The sequence below is a fragment of the Stella humosa genome, from assembly GCF_006738645.1.
In the GTDB taxonomy this organism is placed as follows: domain Bacteria; phylum Pseudomonadota; class Alphaproteobacteria; order ATCC43930; family Allostellaceae; genus Allostella; species Allostella humosa.
Map to the genome: position 1 here is coordinate 4,758,888 of NZ_AP019700.1, position 17,390 is coordinate 4,776,277.

The following is a 17,390-nucleotide window of genomic DNA, read 5'->3' on the forward strand; positions in this document are numbered from 1 at the left end:
GAAATGTGCCCTAGAATGGCTGAGACACGCCACGATGTCCTTGGCATTGGCAATGCCATTGTCGATGTCCTGACCCACGCCGACGACGCCTTCCTCGAGCGCGAGGGACTGGCCAAGGGCACCATGACCCTGATCGACGCCGCCCGCGCCGATGCCCTCTACGCGCGCATGGCATCCGGCGTCGAGATGTCGGGCGGATCGGCCGCCAACACCATGGCCGGCATCGCCTCGCTGGGCGGCAAGGCCGCCTATTTCGGCAAGGTGCGCGACGACCAGCTCGGCGGCATCTTCGCCCACGACATCAAGGCGAGCGGCGTCCACTTCCCGACCGCGCCCGCCACCAGCGGCGCCGGCACCGCCCGCTGCCTGATCCTGGTCACGCCCGACGCCCAGCGCACCATGTCGACATATCTGGGTGCCTGCGTCGAACTGGGCCCGGACGACGTCGACGAGGCGACGGTGGCGGCATCGGCCGTGACCTATCTCGAGGGCTACCTGTTCGACCCGCCGGGTGCGCGCGAGGCCTTCGTGAAGGCAGCCGGCATCGCGCGGCGCAACGGCCGCCGAGTCGCCCTCAGCCTGTCGGACCCCTTCTGTGTCGATCGCCACCGCGACGCGCTGCGCCTGTTCGTGCGCGAGCATGTCGACGTGCTGTTCGCCAACGAGGTCGAGATCCTGTCGCTGACCGGGGCCGACGACTTCGCGGGCGCGCTCGACACCATCCGCGGCACCGTGCCGATCGCAGCCCTGACCCGCAGCGCCGAGGGCAGCGTGGTGGCGACGATCGATGCCGTCCACACCGTGGCCGCCGCCCCCGTCGCCCGCGTCGTCGACACCACGGGTGCGGGCGACCTCTATGCCGCGGGCTTCCTCTACGGCCTGACCGCCGGCCGCGACCTTGCCGAATGCGGCCGCCTCGGCGCGATCGCCGCGGCCGAGATCATCTCCCACTTCGGCGCGCGACCGGAAACGCCGCTCGCCGGACTGGCCCATCCCATTTGACGCAGCTTCTGGCATAGGCCTTGCTGCGCTGCCATATCGAGCGCCCATGGACATCCGCAATATCGCCATCATCGCCCACGTCGACCACGGCAAGACTACGCTCGTCGACGTTCTGCTGCGCCAGTCCGGCACGTTCCGCGTCAACCAGCAGGTGGCGGAGCGGGCCATGGACTCCAACGACCTGGAGCGCGAGCGCGGGATCACCATCCTGGCCAAGTGCACCGCGGTCGTCTGGAAGGACACGCGCATCAACATCGTCGACACGCCCGGCCACGCCGATTTCGGCGGCGAGGTTGAGCGAATCCTGAGCATGGTCGACGGCGTCGTCGTCCTGGTGGATGCGGCCGAGGGGCCGATGCCGCAGACCAAGTTCGTCGTCGCCAAGGCGCTGAAGCAGGGCCTGCGCCCGATCGTCGTCATCAACAAGGTCGACCGTTCCGACGCCGAGCCGCAGCGCGTCCACAACGACGTGTTCGACATGTTCGCGGCACTCGGCGCCGACGACGACCAGCTCGACTTCCCGACGCTCTTCGCATCGGGCCGCGGCGGCTGGGCCGCCACCTCGATGGATGCCGAGCGGGTCGACATGACGCCGCTGTTCGATCTGGTGCTGGAGCATGTGAAGGCGCCGGTCGTCGATGTCGACGCGCCCTTCACCATGCTGACGACCCTGCTGGAATATGATTCCTACCTGGGCCGCGTGCTGACCGGCCGCATCACCAGCGGCACCGCGCGGGTGAACATGCCGGTGAAGGCGCTGCGCGGCAATGTCGTGGTCGAGGACGGCCGCCTCAGCAAGCTGCTCGCTTTCCGCGGGCTGGAGCGGGTGCCGGTGCAGGAGGCCCAGGCGGGCGACATCATCGCCGTCGCCGGCATGACCGATGCCACCGTCGCCGACACGCTGGCCGACCAGAGCGTCACGGTCGGGCTGGACGCCATCCCGGTCGATCCGCCGACCATCGCCGTCACCTTCTCGGTCAACGACTCGCCGCTGGCGGGCCGCGAGGGGACCAAGGTCACCGGCCGCATGCTGCGCGACCGCCTGGTGCGCGAGGCCGAGGGCAACATCGCCATCCGCGTGCGCGAGACCGAGGGCAAGGACGCCATGGAGGTCGCCGGCCGCGGCGAACTGCAACTGGGCGTGCTGATCGAGACGATGCGCCGCGAAGGCTACGAGATGTCGATCTCGCGCCCGCGCGTGCTGTTCAGCAACGACCCGCAGACCGGCCAGCGCATGGAGCCGATCGAGGAAGCCCAGATCGACGTCGACGAGGCCTATTCCGGCATCGTCGTCGAGAAGCTGGGCTCGCGCAAAGGCGAGATGATCGACATGCGCCCGTCGGGCGGCGGCAAGGTCCGCCTGACCTTCCGCATCCCGGCGCGCGGCCTGATCGGCTACCAGGGCGAGTTCCTGACAGACACCCGCGGCACCGGCATCATGAGCCGCATCTTCCACGGCTACGCCCCCTACAAGGGCACGATCGAGGGCCGGCGCGCCGGCGTCCTCATCTCCAACAGCGACGGCGTCGCCACCGCCTATGCCCTGTGGAACCTCGAGGATCGCGGGCCGATGTTCGTGCACCCGTCGACCCAGGTTTACCAGGGCATGATCATCGGCGAGCACACGCGCGAGAACGACCTCGAGGTCAACCCGATCCGCGGCAAGCAGCTTACCAACATCCGTACCACGTCCAAGGACGAGGCCGTGCGGCTGACCCCGCCGCGCGTGCTGACGCTAGAGACCTCGATCGCCTACATCGCCGACGACGAGCTGGTCGAGGTGACGCCCAAGAGCATCCGCCTGCGCAAGCAGCTGCTCGACCCCAACGACCGCAAGCGGGCAAGCCGCGCGGCCGAGGCCAGCTAGGCCCCGGCCACCGCCCTTCCCCCTCGCGTTTCCCGCCGGCCGGTGATCGTCTATGGTCCCGGCCAGCGAGTCGGTTTCCCCCAACACTCACTCCGAGAGGCTGCCCATGCGGTTCTTCCGCACTCTCCTCGCTGTCATCGGCTGCCTTCTCCTGATGGAGGCCCCCGTGCAAGCAGCGGACCTGGAAAACACCATCTATCTCGACCTGAAGGACGGCCGCGTCGTCATCGAACTGCGCCCCGACCTCGCCCCCAAGCACGTCGCCCGGATCAAGGAGCTGACGCGCAAGGGCTTCTATGACGGCATCGTCTTCCATCGCGTGATCGATGGCTTCATGGCCCAGACGGGCGACCCGCGCGGCGACGGCACCGGCGGCTCCGGCCAGAAGCTGGATGCGGAGTTTTCCAAGGAGCGCCATGTGCGCGGCACGCTGTCGATGGCCCGCGCGGCCAACCCGAACAGCGCCGACAGCCAGTTCTTCATCATGTTCGCGCCCTCGACCCACCTGGACAACCAGTACACCGTGTGGGGCAAGGTCACGCAGGGCATGGAATTCGTCGACATGATCAAGAAGGGCTCGAGCGCCCAGAACGGCGCCGTCAGCAACCCAGACCGCATCGTGAAGATGCAGGTCGCCGCCGACGCCAAGTAAGCAGAAGCAGAGCCTGGCACCGATGGACGGGGCGGGGCGCGGTCTGGCCGCCATCTGGCGGCAACCGCGCCTGGCCACCGTCCTCGGCCTGGGCTTCGCCAGCGGCCTGCCCCTGCCGCTGACGTTCGGCACGCTGTCCTTCTGGCTGGCCGAATCCGGGGTATCGCGCACCGCCATCGGCCTCTTCGCGCTGGTCGGCACCGCCTACAGCCTGAAATTCCTCTGGGCGCCGCTGGTCGACAGCCTGCCCCTGCCCGTCCTGACGGGCCGCTTCGGCCGCCGCCGCGGCTGGACGCTGGCGGTCCAGGCCGCCCTCATCGCCGCCATCGCCCTGCTCGGCCTGACCGACCCCGCCGTCGATCCGGCGCTGACCGCCATGGCGGCGCTGGCCGTCGCTTTCCTGTCGGCCACCCAGGACATCGTCATCGACGCCTACCGGATCGAACTGCTGGAGCCCGAGGAACAGGGCATGGGCGCGGCCGCCATCCAGTGGGGTTATCGCGGCGGCATGCTGGCCGCCTCGGCCGGCGCCCTCTACGCCGCGGCCTTCGGCGGCTGGGCCGTCGCCTATGCGGTGATGGCAAGCCTGATGCTGGTCGGCGTGGCGACCGTGCTGCTGTCCCCGGAGCCTGCCCGCCCCCTCACCCCTCGACCCGGCAGCACAGCCGCCATCCTCGGCGGCGACCGGTGGGCTCGCCCGCGCCGCGGCCTGGGCGCGCGATGCCGTCGTGGCGCCATTCGCGGAGTTCGCCCGCCGCCCGGGCTGGCTCGCCATCCTGCTCTTCGTCGTCCTCTACAAGCTGGGCGACGCCCTGGCCGGCGTCATGGCCAACCCGTTCTACGTGGCGCTCGGCTTCACCAAGATCGAGGTGGCCAACGTCGCCAAGCTGTTCGGAGTCGCAGCCACCCTGGCGGGCCTGGCCGTGGCCGGCCTCATCGTCTATCGCTGGGGCGTCTATCGCAGCCTGCTGGTCTGCGGCCTGCTGCAGGCGGCGTCCAACCTGACCTACGTGCTGCAGGCCTGGGCGGGGCACGACGTCTGGGTGCTGACGCTGACCATCCTGCTGGAGAATTTCACCGGCGGCATGGGATCGGCCGCCTTCGTGGCCTACCTGTCGGGCCTGTGCTCGCTGGCCTTCACCGCGACGCAATATGCGCTGCTCTCGTCGCTGGCGGCCGTCGGGCGCACGACGCTGTCCGCCAGCGGCGGCTGGCTGGCAGACCGGCTCGACTGGGTCCCGTTCTTCCTGGCGACCACGGCCGCGGCATTGCCGGCCCTGCTGATCCTGCTGTGGCTGGGCCGCCGCTTCCCGATCGATCCACCCGCCGCCGCCCGTCCGGCAACCCGATAGCCCACGGCACACGCCCGAGAATTTTTGCCGTGGCGATGGATCCGGCCGCATGGTTTATGCGTTCAGCCCGGCGACGCCGCGAAGTTGCGTGGTTCCCAGGCCGCATCTGTTGCAAGTCGGCCACATAGGCACCGGGGAATCGCGGAAGTGCCGGGCAAACGGTCGAGGGGACTGCCGACATGCGCAAGATTCGACTATAGATTAATACGATGCCGTCGGCGTGGCGCGCCGCCGCGCCGATGTGTGTGGCTGGTGTCACGGGGGGTGCGCAAGCGGTACTGCCGGCGGGGGTCGTGGATTTTCGGGTTGCCAGCCACTGGCCAGACCTTAGAATTCATGGTCGAGGGGCACCTGTAGGTTTCGGCCTGCGGGTGGTCGTTAGCATCGGTAGTTCGTGGGGCGCGCCCGGCGCCGCGGGATTTCGAGAACGATCCGCGGTGTGGGCTGAAACGACAAGGAGGTTTTTCTTCATGCGATCGATGAAGCTAGGGGCAGTGTTCGCTGTCGGCCTCATGGCGGCCGCCTGCGGCACGACCGAGATCGACTCGGTCCGCGGCATGACGCCGACCGGCGGTACGGAATTCACGCAGGCGCTGGCCGCTGGCTATCGCGCGCTTGCCATTCAGGAGGAAGGGCTCCGCGACTGGTCTGACGCGTATCGCTACGCGAACAAGGGCCTCGCCGCCGGCCAGGGCCAGATGGTCCTGCCGGAAGACCCGGCGAACTGGGCGCTGCCGGCGAGCATGATGCCGGAGTTCCAGGCTGCCCGCGCCCGCCTGATCGCGGCGCTGGACGGCAATGGCCGTACGCGCCTGCCGCAGGTCGCGGCCGGTGCGCAGCTTGCCTATGACTGCTGGGTCGAAGAGCAGGAAGAAGGCTGGCAGATCGACTGCATCGAGAAGTGCAAGCGGGACTTCTACGCCCTGCTGGCCCAGCTCGAAGCCCGCCCGGCCCCGGCCGCGGCACCTGTCCCGGCGGCTCCGCCGGCGGCGCGTCAGTTCATCGTGTTCTTCGACTTTGACCGGTCGAACATCACGGCCGAAGGCGCCCGCGTCATCCAGCAGGTGATTGCGTCCTACCGCCAGAAGGCTGGCCCGATCAGCGTTGTCGGCCATACCGACCGCTCCGGCACGCCGCAGTACAACCAGGGTCTCTCGATCCGTCGCTCGAACTCGGTCAAGCAGGCACTGGTTCGTGGCGGCATCGCCGCCGGCCAGGTCTCGACCGCGGGCCGCGGTGAGTCCGAGCCCCGGGTGCCGACTCCGGACGGTGTCCGCGAGCCGCAGAACCGCCGCGCCGAGATCCGCATCCAGTAGCGGTTCTCTACCGGCAGACGGAACGGCGTCGGCTTCGGCCGGCGCCGTTTTCGTTTGTGGGCCAGAATGGCCCATCGACCGGAAGGCCCATCGACTGGACAATATCGGCCGCTCGGCCGATAGTTTGGGCACCTCTCCGCCAGCCGGCAGGGTTCCGGCCATCCGGGACCGGGCCGATGGCCCCATCGCCCTCCCGCGGATCATCCCATGTACAGCGAAACCACCCGCACCATCCGCGTCACGGTGAAGCCGTTCTACCTGGAGGATCAGTCCTCCCCGGCCGAGAACCACTATGTCTGGGCCTATCACGTGAAGATCGAGAACACGGGTGGCGAGAAGGTCCAGCTCCGCACGCGCCATTGGCGCATCACCGATGCGCTGGGCCGGGTGCAGGAAGTGCGTGGCCCGGGCGTCGTCGGCGAGCAGCCGGTGCTGGAGCCCGGCGAATCCTTCGAGTATACGAGCGGCACGCCGCTGCCGACGCCGTCCGGCATCATGGTCGGCACGTACCAGATGGAGGGTGCCGCGGGCGAGATGTTCGACGTTCGCATTCCCGCCTTCTCGCTCGATAGTCCCCACCAGCCCGTTCGACTCAACTGAACAGGCCGGCTCAACTGAATAATAACGAGGCATCATGACGACCGAGGATCCCCAGGCCCCGCCGTCCGACAGGCCGACGCAGTCCGAGGCCGAGGCCGCCGTCCGCACCCTGATCCGCTGGGCCGGCGACGACCCGGCGCGGGAAGGCCTGCTCGACACGCCCAGCCGCGTCGCCCGCTCCTTCGCCGAGTTCTTCGGCGGCTACGAGCTGGACCCGGTGGGTGTGCTGCAACGCACCTTCGAGGAGGTCGAGGGCTACGACGAGATGGTCGTGCTGCGCGACATCCGCTTCGAGAGCCATTGCGAGCACCACCTGGCGCCGATCATCGGCAAGGCCCATGTCGCCTACCTGCCGCGGACGCGCGTCGTCGGCATCAGCAAGCTGGCCCGCGTGGTGGACCTCTATGCCCGCCGCCTGCAGATCCAGGAAAAGATGACGGCGCAGATCGCCAACGCGATCGAGGAAGTGCTGCAGCCGCACGGCGTCGCCGTCGTCATCGAGGCCTCGCACCAGTGCATGACCACCCGCGGCGTGCACAAGCCGGGTACCAGCCTGGTCACCAGCCGAATGCTGGGCGCATTCCGTGCCGATGCGGCGACCCGGCGCGAGTTCCTGGCCTTCGTCGGGGTCGGCGGGGCGCCCGGCATGACCAACGTCTGAGGCGGCACTAGAACCCTCTTCCGCCGACTGGACCGGGCACGATGCCGGCCCTGCGCCCGATATTTCACATCATCGGGCTGCTGCTGGGTGTCGTCGCCGGGGCGATGACGCTGCCGGCCCTGCTCGACTGGGCCGACGGCAACGACGGGTGGCGGGCGTTCGCCATGTCGGCGACACTGACGCTTTTCGTCGGCGTCGGCATGGCGCTGGCCTGCCAGCCGGCCGGCCGGATCGCGCTGACCGTGCGCCAGACCTTCGTCCTGACGGTCGCGGTGTGGCTATTCATCTGCGCCTTCGGTGCCCTGCCGTTCATCCTGGGAGCCTCGCAGTTGAGTGTTCCCGGCGCATTCTTCGAGACGATGTCCGGCCTGACGACATCGGGTGGCACGGTTATCGTCGGATTGGAGAAACTGCCTCGCGGCATTCTGCTGTGGCGATCATTGCTGGTCATGCTGGGCGGGGCGGGTATCGTCGTCATGGCCGTTGCCGTGCTGCCATTCCTGCGCATCGGCGGGATGCAGCTATTTCGAACCGAGTCGTCCGACCGGTCCGACAAGCTGCTGCCGCGCGTGTCCCAAATGGCCGGCGCCCTGGTCGCCGTCTACTTCACGCTGGTCGCCCTCTGCTTCTGCCTGTTGTGGGCGGTCGGGCTAGGGTTTTTCGATGCGATCTGTCATGCGCTGACGACGGTGGCGACCGGCGGGTTTGCGAACTATGACAGTTCGATCGGACATTTCGGCAATCCTGCGGCGGAGGTCGTCATCACGGCTTTCATGCTGCTGGGCGGCACGACCCTGGCCATTTTCATCCGCTTTGCCCGAGGGGACTTTCGCCCGTTGTGGCAGGATAGCCAGCTCCACTGGTATTTCGGCATCTTCGCGGTCTTCACGCTGTCGATCGCCCTGTGGCAGATCACCATCAACAACGCCGATCCGGTGCATGCCCTGCGCGCCAGCGCCTTCTCGGTCGCCTCGGTGCTGACCACGACCGGCTTCGCGACCGACGACTATTCGCTCTGGGGCTCCTACCCGGTCGTCTGCTTCTTCTTCCTCACCTTCCTCGGCGGCATGACCGGATCGACATCGGGCGGCATCAAGATCTTCCGGCTCCAGGTCTTCTACAGCGTCGCCAAGGTGCAGATCGACCGGCTGATGCAGCCCCACCGGGTGATCCTGCCGCTCTTCAACGGCCGCGCGGTGGCCGAGCCGATCGTCTTCTCGGTGCTGGCGTTCCTGACGCTCTATGGCATCTCGTTCGGCTTCATCGCGCTGGCCCTGTCGCTGTTCGGCCAGGACCTCGTGACCAGCCTGTCGGGTGCGGCCAGCGCGCTCGGCAATGTCGGGCCGGGACTGGGCGAGGTGATCGGTCCTGCCGGCAACTTCAGCACGATGCCGGACGGCGCCTTGTGGGTGCTGTCCTTCGGCATGCTGCTCGGTCGGCTGGAATTGCTGACGGTCTTCGTCCTCTTCACGCCGGCCTTCTGGCGCGACTGAACGCTTGCGCGCGGCCCAGGTCCGCGCCTTACTGCCCACCTGCCTTCAGAGTTGGAGTTCGCGAACATGCCCGCCGAGGTCGTTTCCTCCGAAGAGATGCTGCGCCGACTGATCGCGTTCGACACCACCTCGCACCTGTCGAACATGGCGCTGATCGACTATGTCCGCGAGTATCTGGAAGGGCACGGCGTCGCCTCGCACCTCAGCTTCGACGATGACGGCAAGAAGGCCAACCTGCTGGCCACCATCGGCCCCAACGTCGAGGGCGGCTATGTCCTGTCGGGCCACACCGACGTCGTCCCGGTCGAAGGCCAGCCCTGGGACACCGATCCCTTCACCCTGACCGAGCGCGACGGCAAGCTGTTCGCGCGCGGCACCTGCGACATGAAGGGCTTCATCGCCATAGCCCTGGCGATGGTGCCGGAGTTCAAGGCCAAGGCGACCAAGCGGCCGATCCATTTCGCCTTCACCTATGACGAGGAGGTCGGCTGCTACGGCGTCCAGCGCCTGATCCCCCAGCTCCTCGAGCTGCTGCCCAAGCCCAAGCTCGTCATCGTCGGCGAGCCAACGGAGATGAAGGTCGCCAACGCCCACAAGGGCGTCCATTCCTACGTCACCACGGTGACCGGCAAGGACGCCCATTCGAGCCAGCCGCAGATCGCCTGCAGCGCCATCGAGTACGGGGCGGAGATCGTGCGCTTCATCTATGCGATGGCCCACGAGCTGCGCGACAATGCCGACCCGGCCTGCCTCTTCGTGCCGCCCTACACGACCTTCAACATCGGCACCATCACCGGCGGCACCGCCGGCAACATCATCCCCCGCCAGTGCCGCTTCGGCTGGAACTTCCGGCAGTTGCCGACCGACGACCCGGCCCAGATCAAGGCGCGCTTCGACGATTTCGTCGCCAACGAGATCCTGCCGCGGATGCGCCGCGAGTTCCCGGGCGCCCAGGTCGAGACGACGGGCGTGAACGTGCTGCCGGCGCTGGCGCCGGAGCAGGATTCCCCGGCCGAGGAGATGGCCAAGTCGCTGACCGGCAACAACGGCAGCGTCGTCGTCTCGTTCGGCACCGAGGCCGGCCACTTCCAGCAGGCGGGCCTGCCGACCGTCGTCTGCGGCCCCGGCAGCATCATGGAAGCCCATCAGCCGAACGAGTTCATCACGCGCGCGCAGATGCAGGCCGGCGAGGCGTTCCAGCGCCGCATGGCCGACCGCGCGGCCGCCTGACCGGCGCTGCCATCTGTAGCGGATGGCCGGGATTGCGAACGACGATGCGCTGCTGACGCGCATCGTCGCCGCCATCGGTGCGGTCCCTGGCGTGGCGGCGGTCGTGCTCGGTGGCTCGCGCGCCCGCGGCACGGCCCATGCCGCCTCCGACTATGACATCGGCCTCTACTATTGGGCCGACCGCCCGATCGACACCGCCGCCCTGGGGCAGGCGGTGGAGGGCCTGGACGAGAGCGACCCACCCGCCCGCGTGACGGCCATCGGCGAGTGGGGCGCCAACATGGATGGCGGCGGGTGGCTGCATGTCGGCGGCCATGCCGTGGACCTGCTCTATCGCGAGCTGGGCCGCGTCGAGGCAGCCATCGAGGACGGCCGGCGCGGCGGCGTCCGCCCGCTATACCAGCCAGGGCACCCGCACGCCTTCCTGTCGACCATCCCGATGGGCGAGATCGCCATCTGCCAGCCGCTGCTGGATCGCGACGGCGTCGTCGCCGGCTTGCAGGCGCGCACCCGGCCCTATCCGCCTGCACTGACGCAGGGGATCTGCCGGCTCTTTCTGTGGGAGGCGGAGTTCGCCGTCGCCAACGCCCGCAAGGCGGTGCCGCGCGGCGACCTCGTGCATGTCGTGGGCTGCGGCTATCGCGCCGTCGCCTGCCTGGCCCAGGTGCTGTTCGCCCTGGAGGGCCGCTACCTGATCAACGAGAAGGGCGCAGTCGCCGAGGCCGCGGGCTTCCGCTACAGCCCGAGGCACTGGCGCGAACGGGTCGAGGGGGCGTTCGTCGATCTGGCAGCCGGCCGCTTCGAAGCTGGGCTGGCCGGTCTCGCCGGCCTGCACGCCGAAACCGCCCGTCTGGCGGGCTGCTGACAGCTCAGAACGCCGTCGCCTCCGCCGTCACGCGCTCGGGCGCGATGCGATAGAGGCGCGCGCAGAACTCGCAGCGCACCTCGATCTTGCCGTCGACCTCCAGGTCGCCACGATCCTCCGGCGGCAGGCTGGCCAGGATCGACAGCACCCGCTCCTCGCTGCAGCGGCAGCCATCCAGGATGGTGCCGGGCGCGAAGACCCGCACGCCTTCTTCATGGAACAGACGGAACAGCAGGGCGGCCGGCGTCAGCGTGGCACTGGTCAGTTCGTCGTTGCGGCAGGTGGCGATCAGCGACATGACGTGGCGGAACTGGTCGTCGCGGGTCTCTTCGTCCTGGTAGCCGCGATCCTGCTCCGGCAGGCGCTGGATCATCACCGCGCCGCCGCGCCACGGCCCCGTCTCGCCGTCGCGAGCGACAGCGACGCGGATGCCGGTCTCAATCTGCTCCGACTGGCGGAAATAGTGGTGCACGGCATCGACCAGGCTGGTGCCGACCACCTCGACGATCCCCTGGTAGCGCTCGGTGTCCGGCCCCTGGTCGATCGTGAAGGCGAGATGGCCGGTACCGAGCAGGCGGCCGAGCGAGGCGCCGGACTGGGCCAGTGCCGCCAGCCGCTCGCTGTCGTACTGGGCATAGCCGCGCACCGAGCGAGTGGCCGCCACATAGTCCGCCACCAACAGCTTGATCGGGCCGTCGGTGCGGGTCTGCAGCGTCAGGATGCCGTCGAACTTCAGCATGGTGGCAATGGTCGCCGTCAGCACCACCAACTCGCCGAGCTGGGTCGCCACGGCGGCCGGGTAGTCGTGCCGGGTCAGGATCGCGTCGAGGGCGGGCCCCATCCGCACGAGCCGCCCGCGCAGGTGGCTCGATTCGACCTGGAAGGGCTGGACCAGGTCGTCGGTGGGAACCGTCTCGCCCGACAATGGATTTCCCTCGCTCACTCCAGGCACCAGGCGAGAATACCCTTCTGGGCATGCAGGCGGTTCTCGGCCTCGTCGAAGACGACCGACTGCGGGCCGTCGATGACCCCTTCGGTCACCTCCTCGCCGCGATGGGCCGGCAGGCAGTGCATGAAGATGGCATCCTTGCCCGCCGCCGCCATCAGCCGCTCGTCGACGCGGTAGGGGGCCAGCAGGTTGTGGCGGCTGCCGGCATCGGCATCGCCCATCGACACCCAGGCATCGGTGACGACGCAATCGGCACCCTTCACCGCGGCATAGGGGTCGTCCAGGATGGTAACCGCCCCGCCGGACTGGCGCGCCCATTCGATCAGCTTCGGATCGGGCCGCAACTCGCTCGGGCAGGCGATCCGGAGTTCGAAGCCGAACCGCACCGCGGCATGGATCCACGAGGCCGCGACGTTGTTGCCGTCGCCGCTCCACGCCACCACCCGACCGCGGATCGGCCCGCGATGCTCCTCGAAGGTCATCACGTCGGCCATGATCTGGCAGGGATGGCTACCGTCCGTCAGGCCGTTGATGACCGGGACGGTGGCCGCCTCGGCCAGTTCCTTCAGCTTCTCGGGCCGGGTCGTGCGGATCATGATCGCATCGACGTAGCGCGACAGGACGCGGGCGGTGTCGGCCACCGTCTCGCCGCGGCCAAGCTGCATCTCGGATGCGGACAGGACGACGACTTCGCCGCCCAGTTGCCGCATGCCGACCTCGAACGACACGCGCGTGCGCGTCGACGGCTTCTCGAAGATCATCGCCAGCGTCTTGCCGGCGAGGGGCCGTTCGGCCCGGGGGGTCCGCTTGTAGGCGGCCCCCCGTTCCAGGATCGCGCGCAGCGTGCTGGCGTCGATCCCGTCGAGGTCGAGGAAGTGTCGCGGCATCGCCGCGGTCAGTGTGTCCAGTCCCGGCATGTCTTCTCGACGATGGCAACCGCTTCGTCGATTTCCCCCTCTCCAATGATGAGCGGCGGCAGCAGCCGCACGACGTTCTCTCCCGCGCCGACCGTGATCAGGCCGTTCTCGCGTAGCTTCGTGCCGAAATCGCCGCTCGGCACCTCGCAGCGCAGGCCCAGCATCAGCCCGGCGCCGCGCACTTCGGCCAGCACCTTGGGATACTTGGCCGCGACGTCGGACAGGCGGTTGCGCAGGACGCCACCGATCCGTTCCACCCGCGTCAGGAACCCGTCCGACAGCAGGACATCCAGGACCGCATTGCCGACCGCCATCGCCAGCGGATTGCCGCCGAAGGTGGAGCCGTGCGTGCCGGCGGTCAGGCCGACCGCCGCCTTCTCGGTCGCCAAGCAGGCACCCATGGGGAAGCCGCCGCCGATGCCCTTGGCGATCGTCATCACGTCGGGCGTGATGCCGGCCCATTCATGGGCGAACAGCTTGCCCGTGCGGCCGACGCCGGACTGCACCTCGTCGAACACCAGCAGCAGGCCGTATTCGTCGCAGATCGCCCGCAGCGCCTGGAGGTACTCGGCCGTGGCCGGGCGGATGCCGCCCTCGCCCTGCACCGGCTCCACCAGGATGGCGGCGGTGTCGTCGCGGATGGCGGCCCGCATCTCGTTGGTGTTCGAGAAGGCGACATGGTCGAACCCCTCCGGGATCGGCTCGAAGCCCTTGGTGTACTTGTAGCCGCCCGTCGCCGCGATCGTCGTCATGGTGCGGCCGTGGAAGGCGGCCTCGGCCGTGATGATGCGGAACCGCCCGGGATTGCCGGTCTCGTCATGATACTTGCGCACCAGCTTGATCGCGCACTCGTTCGCCTCGGCGCCCGAATTCGTGAAAAACATGGTGTCGGCGAAGGTGTTGGCAACCAGCCGCTCGGCCAGCCGCTCACCCTCGGGGATGCGCCACAGGTTGGAGACGTGCCAGACCTTCTTGGCCTGCTCCGTCAGGGCGGCGATCAGATGCGGGTGGTTGTGGCCCAGGCACGTGACCGCGATGCCGCTGGCGAAATCCAGGAAGCGTCGCCCGTCGGTTGCGTAGAGATAGGCGCCATCGCCCCGTTCGAACGATAGGTCGACGCGGGCGTAGGTCGGCATCACGGGCGAAATCATCGGCAGTCCTCCTGGCAGTGCGGAGATCGGCCAACCCCAAATCGAACCGGGCCGCACGTGCGGCCCGGAAAAGCGAAGTATATCGGGGTTGGGCCGTAACCTGTCAATCGAGCGCGAACCCTCGGCGTCGAACCGCCGGCACCGCGGCGCCGGTCATGACTACAAAGGTTTCCGTTCCCGAAAGCATGGCCGGAGGCTAGCAGACCGCCCGGAGCCCGCAAACCGCGAACTTGTCCTGGGACAAGTCGCGCCCGGCCCCGGGACGGCCTTGTCCCAGCTCCCGCCGATCAGCTCTCGCCCGTCAGGTCCACCAGCTTGGTGGTGAAGGGGGCCGTCTTGTAGCCCAGCATCTCGAAGTCATAGGGCTCGAGCCGGGCCTTCAGGGCGGCCGCTTCCTTGCGCACCTCCTCGCTGGCGTCGGCCGCGGCCTCGACCGTGAAGCGCGACCAGGCGCGATAGTTGGTCTCGTGCGTGGCGACCGTGACCAGCAGGCCGTCGAAGGTGCGGATCTCGGCCTTGGTGGCGTTGTCGGGGATGTCGGCCTCGCCGCGCTTGCGCACGTCGTCGAGGTCGAGGCCGGCCAGCGCGGTGGCGGCCTTGGTCACCTTGTCCTTCTCCTTCACCGCCTTGCCTTCCGGCAGGTCGATGGCAACCATCTCGTCTGCGGGCTTGTCGCGGCGGATGACGAGGCGGCTGCCATCCGGCTGGATGGTCGTCACCTCGGCGATACGCTCGGCCTTGATGTCGACCAGGGCGCGGACCAGGAAGCGGGGATAGTCGCCGGTAACGTCGACATTGCCGGCCGCCAGCCATGCCTGGTCGCTACCCTTGCGCCGGACATAGAGCGAATCCCGACCGCCGCCCAGGCGGTCGATGCGCCGCCGCCCGACGATGACGTCGGCGATGACCGCACCCTGCCCGTCCTTCACCGTCATCAGGGTCGAACGCGCGTCATTGCCGGTGGCGTCCTCGACCTGGAGACGCGGATAGAGGTCGGGCTTGCGGGTCTTGCTCTCGACCAGGCGCAGCTCGGCCAGTTCCACCAGCACCCGGCGGATCTGCTCGCCATTGGCCGGGAAGTCGCCCTTCTCGACGTAGATCCAGCGATCGCCCTGCTGCTTGAAGGTGGCCGTCCCGCTGCTGCGGGTCAGCACCAGCTCGCGGGCGTCGTTGGCGCGGCGCTGCAGCTCGGGCAGGAAGATCTCGCCCGCGCGCGCCGTGATGGGGGCGTCGCGGCCGCCGACCGACAGGTAGACCGCACCGGCGGAGGCCACGATCGCGGCCCCCACCAGGACCATGAAAGTCGTCTTGCGCATGGGTTGGGTGCTCCCTCAGGCCCGCTGGGTGGCGGTGCGCGACCGGCCGCGGCGCCGGCTGCTGCGTCGCCACAGGCCGATCAGCACGGCGACCAGGGCGACCAGGATGGGGACCAGGCCGATATTGACGAACTGCACGATGGATTGCAGGCGGTCGATGTCCTTGCGCAGCGCCAACTGCACGTCGCGCAGTTCCTTGCGGGTCGCCACCATCTCGGTGCGGAACTGCTCGATCGAGCGCTGCTGGTCGGTCGTCAGGATCGCCTGCGCGCCCTGGCCCTGGCCCTGGTTGCGGATGTCGGCCAGCTTCTTCTCGACATCCTTCAGCTTGTCCTGCAGCTCCTTCTCCTTGGCGCGGAACTGCTGCTCGGCGTCGCGCTGCAACGCCTGCACCTGCTCGAACGGCCTGGACGAGGTGCCGCGCGAACGCAGCCCGATCAGGTCGTTGGAGCCGGTCAGGTTCTCGATCGCATTGGCGACGAAGTCGGCATTGTTGGCGGTCGGCACCTGCATGCGCTGGCCGAAGAAGTCCTGCGTGTTGACCCAGAATCGGTCGTCCAGGATGTCGGTGTCGGCAACCACGATCAGGTTCACGGGCTGGCGCGACTGGGCCAGGTGCTTCTCCATGGCCTTGGCGTGGTCGGCCGCGATCTTGGCAGCTTCCTCCTCGGCCTTCTTCTTGTCCTCCTCGCTGTCCGAGGCAGGCTTGGGCGCCTCCTTGCGGGGCGGCCCGTCCGGGAACGCGGTCTTCGTCGGGCCCTGCACGCGGGCGGCGATGATCTCGCGCTTGTTCTGCGGCTGGAAGCGGTTCAGCAGGCCCAGCACGTCGGGCACCGGCTGCGTGAACTCGGCCGCATCCAGCTCCATCGAGGCCTGGCTCGACTGGATCAGCGGCTTGATCTCGGTGGTGCCGCCCTCGGCCTTGCGCAGCATGCCGGTGGTGGCCGCGTTGATCTGGTTGAGGTCGGCCGTGACCGGGTCGGCGGTGTCGAAGTTGGCCGGCCGCAGCGTCAGCCAGGCGACATAGTCGACGGCCTGGATGCGGCTGGAGCCGCCGGCATTCACCTTGCGGGCCGAGAAGCGGTCGCCCAGGACCTTGCCCTTGGGCATCTCGACGCCCCAGGCCTTCATCAGCGTGTCGAGATTGGACGAGGCATCCTCGACCGGCCCGCGCTGCATCGGGTTCGGGCGCGAGCGCTCGGCCTCGGAATTGGGGTCGACGAAGACGATCGCCCGGCCGCCGCGCAGGACGAACTGGTCGATCGCATACTGGGTCTGCGGCGGGATCGTCTTGGGGTGGACGACCATGACGACCGACACGTCGTCGCCGATCTCGGCCACTTCGCCGCCCAGCTGGCGCATCTCGAAGAAGGCGCGAAGCTGCTCCATGATCGCCCAGGGCTGCGGCGGACGGCCCGTCATGCGCATGGCCATGACGTCGCCTTCCAGCGGCAGCTCGGTGATGAGCGCCACTACCTTCTTCTTCGGGTTGGCGAGGTTGTAGACCAGCTTGGTCAGGTCGTACTCGAGGAACCGCTCGCGCTCCGGCTGGAGGAAGGCGATCACCTGCTCGTCGTCGGTGGAGTTGGTCGCGGCCAGGCCGAAATAGACCTGCTCGCCACCCTGGGTGATCGGCACGCCCTGCAGCCCGAAGGCGACGGCGCGATCCTCCTCGTCCGAGAAGGGCAGCGGGTTGAGCTGCTCGACGCGGATCTTGCCGCCGGAGATCGAGGAATACTCGTCCAGCAACTCGCGCACGCGCGTCGCATAGGTGGCGTAGGCCGGCACTTCGCGGCCGAGCCGGTCGGAATAGTAGAAGCGGATGGTGATCGGCTCGTCGATCTGGCGGAGCGCCGAGCGCGAACCCGGCGACAGCGTGTAGAGCTGCTGCTGGGTCAGGTCGAGGCGCTGGGTCCAGGACTGGGCCAGGATGTTGACGGCGACGAAGAGGACGGCGGCGGCAGCCAGCGCGATCAGCGAATAGAGCGCGTGGTTGCGACGGAAGGGGGCGTTCATGGC

15 protein-coding genes and 1 pseudogene are annotated in these 17,390 nt (G+C 68.5%); 11 read left to right on the top strand and 5 right to left on the bottom strand.

The window, feature by feature from the left end:
- Nucleotides 1-15: 15 nt before the first annotated feature.
- From STVA_RS22325 to STVA_RS22370, 11 genes and pseudogenes are all read left to right on the top strand, one after another.
- Nucleotides 16-1,002, top strand: coding sequence for an adenosine kinase (locus tag STVA_RS22325; protein WP_123692239.1), 987 nt, complete (start codon nt 16-18; stop codon nt 1,000-1,002).
- Between the two features lie 46 nt (nt 1,003-1,048).
- Nucleotides 1,049-2,869 (top strand): translational GTPase TypA, encoded by a 1,821-nt coding sequence (gene typA, locus STVA_RS22330; RefSeq protein ID WP_123692241.1) that lies wholly within the window; start codon nt 1,049-1,051, stop codon nt 2,867-2,869.
- A gap of 154 nt (nt 2,870-3,023) precedes the next feature.
- Nucleotides 3,024-3,521 (top strand): peptidylprolyl isomerase, encoded by a 498-nt coding sequence (locus STVA_RS22335; RefSeq protein ID WP_245978442.1) that lies wholly within the window; start codon nt 3,024-3,026, stop codon nt 3,519-3,521.
- Between the two features lie 22 nt (nt 3,522-3,543).
- Nucleotides 3,544-4,125: pseudogene (locus STVA_RS28240) on the top strand (MFS transporter); the annotation flags it as partial.
- A 124-nt stretch (nt 4,126-4,249) separates the two neighbouring features.
- Nucleotides 4,250-4,873 carry an MFS transporter gene (locus STVA_RS28245; RefSeq protein WP_246782863.1) on the top strand — a complete coding sequence of 208 codons (624 nt, stop codon included), beginning with the start codon at nt 4,250-4,252 and terminating at the stop codon, nt 4,871-4,873.
- 470 nt (nt 4,874-5,343) lie between these two features.
- Nucleotides 5,344-6,189, top strand: a complete 846-nt coding sequence (locus STVA_RS22345) for an OmpA family protein (RefSeq protein WP_170216579.1) — start codon at nt 5,344-5,346, stop codon at nt 6,187-6,189.
- Nucleotides 6,190-6,396: 207 nt separating this feature from the next.
- Complete coding sequence (apaG, locus tag STVA_RS22350) at nt 6,397-6,789, top strand: Co2+/Mg2+ efflux protein ApaG (protein ID WP_123692249.1); 393 nt, start codon at nt 6,397-6,399, stop codon at nt 6,787-6,789.
- Nucleotides 6,790-6,823: 34 nt separating this feature from the next.
- Entirely contained in the window at nt 6,824-7,450 is a 627-nt protein-coding gene (gene folE / locus STVA_RS22355; protein WP_123692251.1) for a GTP cyclohydrolase I FolE, read from the top strand.
- 41 nt (nt 7,451-7,491) lie between these two features.
- On the top strand, nt 7,492-8,943 hold the full coding sequence (locus STVA_RS22360) for a TrkH family potassium uptake protein (RefSeq protein ID WP_123692253.1): 1,452 nt from the start codon (nt 7,492-7,494) through the stop codon (nt 8,941-8,943).
- Between the two features lie 66 nt (nt 8,944-9,009).
- A complete protein-coding gene (gene argE / locus STVA_RS22365) occupies nt 9,010-10,173 on the top strand; it encodes an acetylornithine deacetylase (RefSeq protein ID WP_123692906.1) in 1,164 nt (387 codons plus the stop codon).
- 22 nt (nt 10,174-10,195) lie between these two features.
- Nucleotides 10,196-11,038 carry a nucleotidyltransferase domain-containing protein gene (locus STVA_RS22370; protein WP_123692255.1) on the top strand — a complete coding sequence of 281 codons (843 nt, stop codon included), beginning with the start codon at nt 10,196-10,198 and terminating at the stop codon, nt 11,036-11,038.
- Nucleotides 11,039-11,042: 4 nt separating this feature from the next.
- Here STVA_RS22370 and STVA_RS22375 read toward each other — a convergent pair whose 3' ends face one another.
- The 5 genes from STVA_RS22375 to STVA_RS22395 form a co-directional block, all read right to left on the bottom strand.
- Entirely contained in the window at nt 11,043-11,981 is a 939-nt protein-coding gene (locus tag STVA_RS22375) for an Hsp33 family molecular chaperone (RefSeq protein WP_123692257.1), read from the bottom strand.
- A complete protein-coding gene (gene argF / locus STVA_RS22380; protein WP_123692259.1) occupies nt 11,978-12,904 on the bottom strand; it encodes an ornithine carbamoyltransferase in 927 nt (308 codons plus the stop codon). The genes STVA_RS22375 and argF overlap by 4 nt, the downstream gene beginning before the upstream one ends.
- Complete coding sequence (locus STVA_RS22385) at nt 12,883-14,055, bottom strand: aspartate aminotransferase family protein (protein ID WP_123692261.1); 1,173 nt, start codon at nt 14,053-14,055, stop codon at nt 12,883-12,885. Before STVA_RS22385 ends, argF begins: the two co-directional genes overlap by 22 nt.
- Nucleotides 14,056-14,342: 287 nt before the next feature.
- A complete protein-coding gene (locus tag STVA_RS22390) occupies nt 14,343-15,371 on the bottom strand; it encodes a DUF4340 domain-containing protein (RefSeq protein WP_123692262.1) in 1,029 nt (342 codons plus the stop codon).
- A gap of 15 nt (nt 15,372-15,386) precedes the next feature.
- Entirely contained in the window at nt 15,387-17,387 is a 2,001-nt protein-coding gene (locus STVA_RS22395; RefSeq protein ID WP_123692264.1) for a GldG family protein, read from the bottom strand.
- Nucleotides 17,388-17,390: the final 3 nt, after the last annotated feature.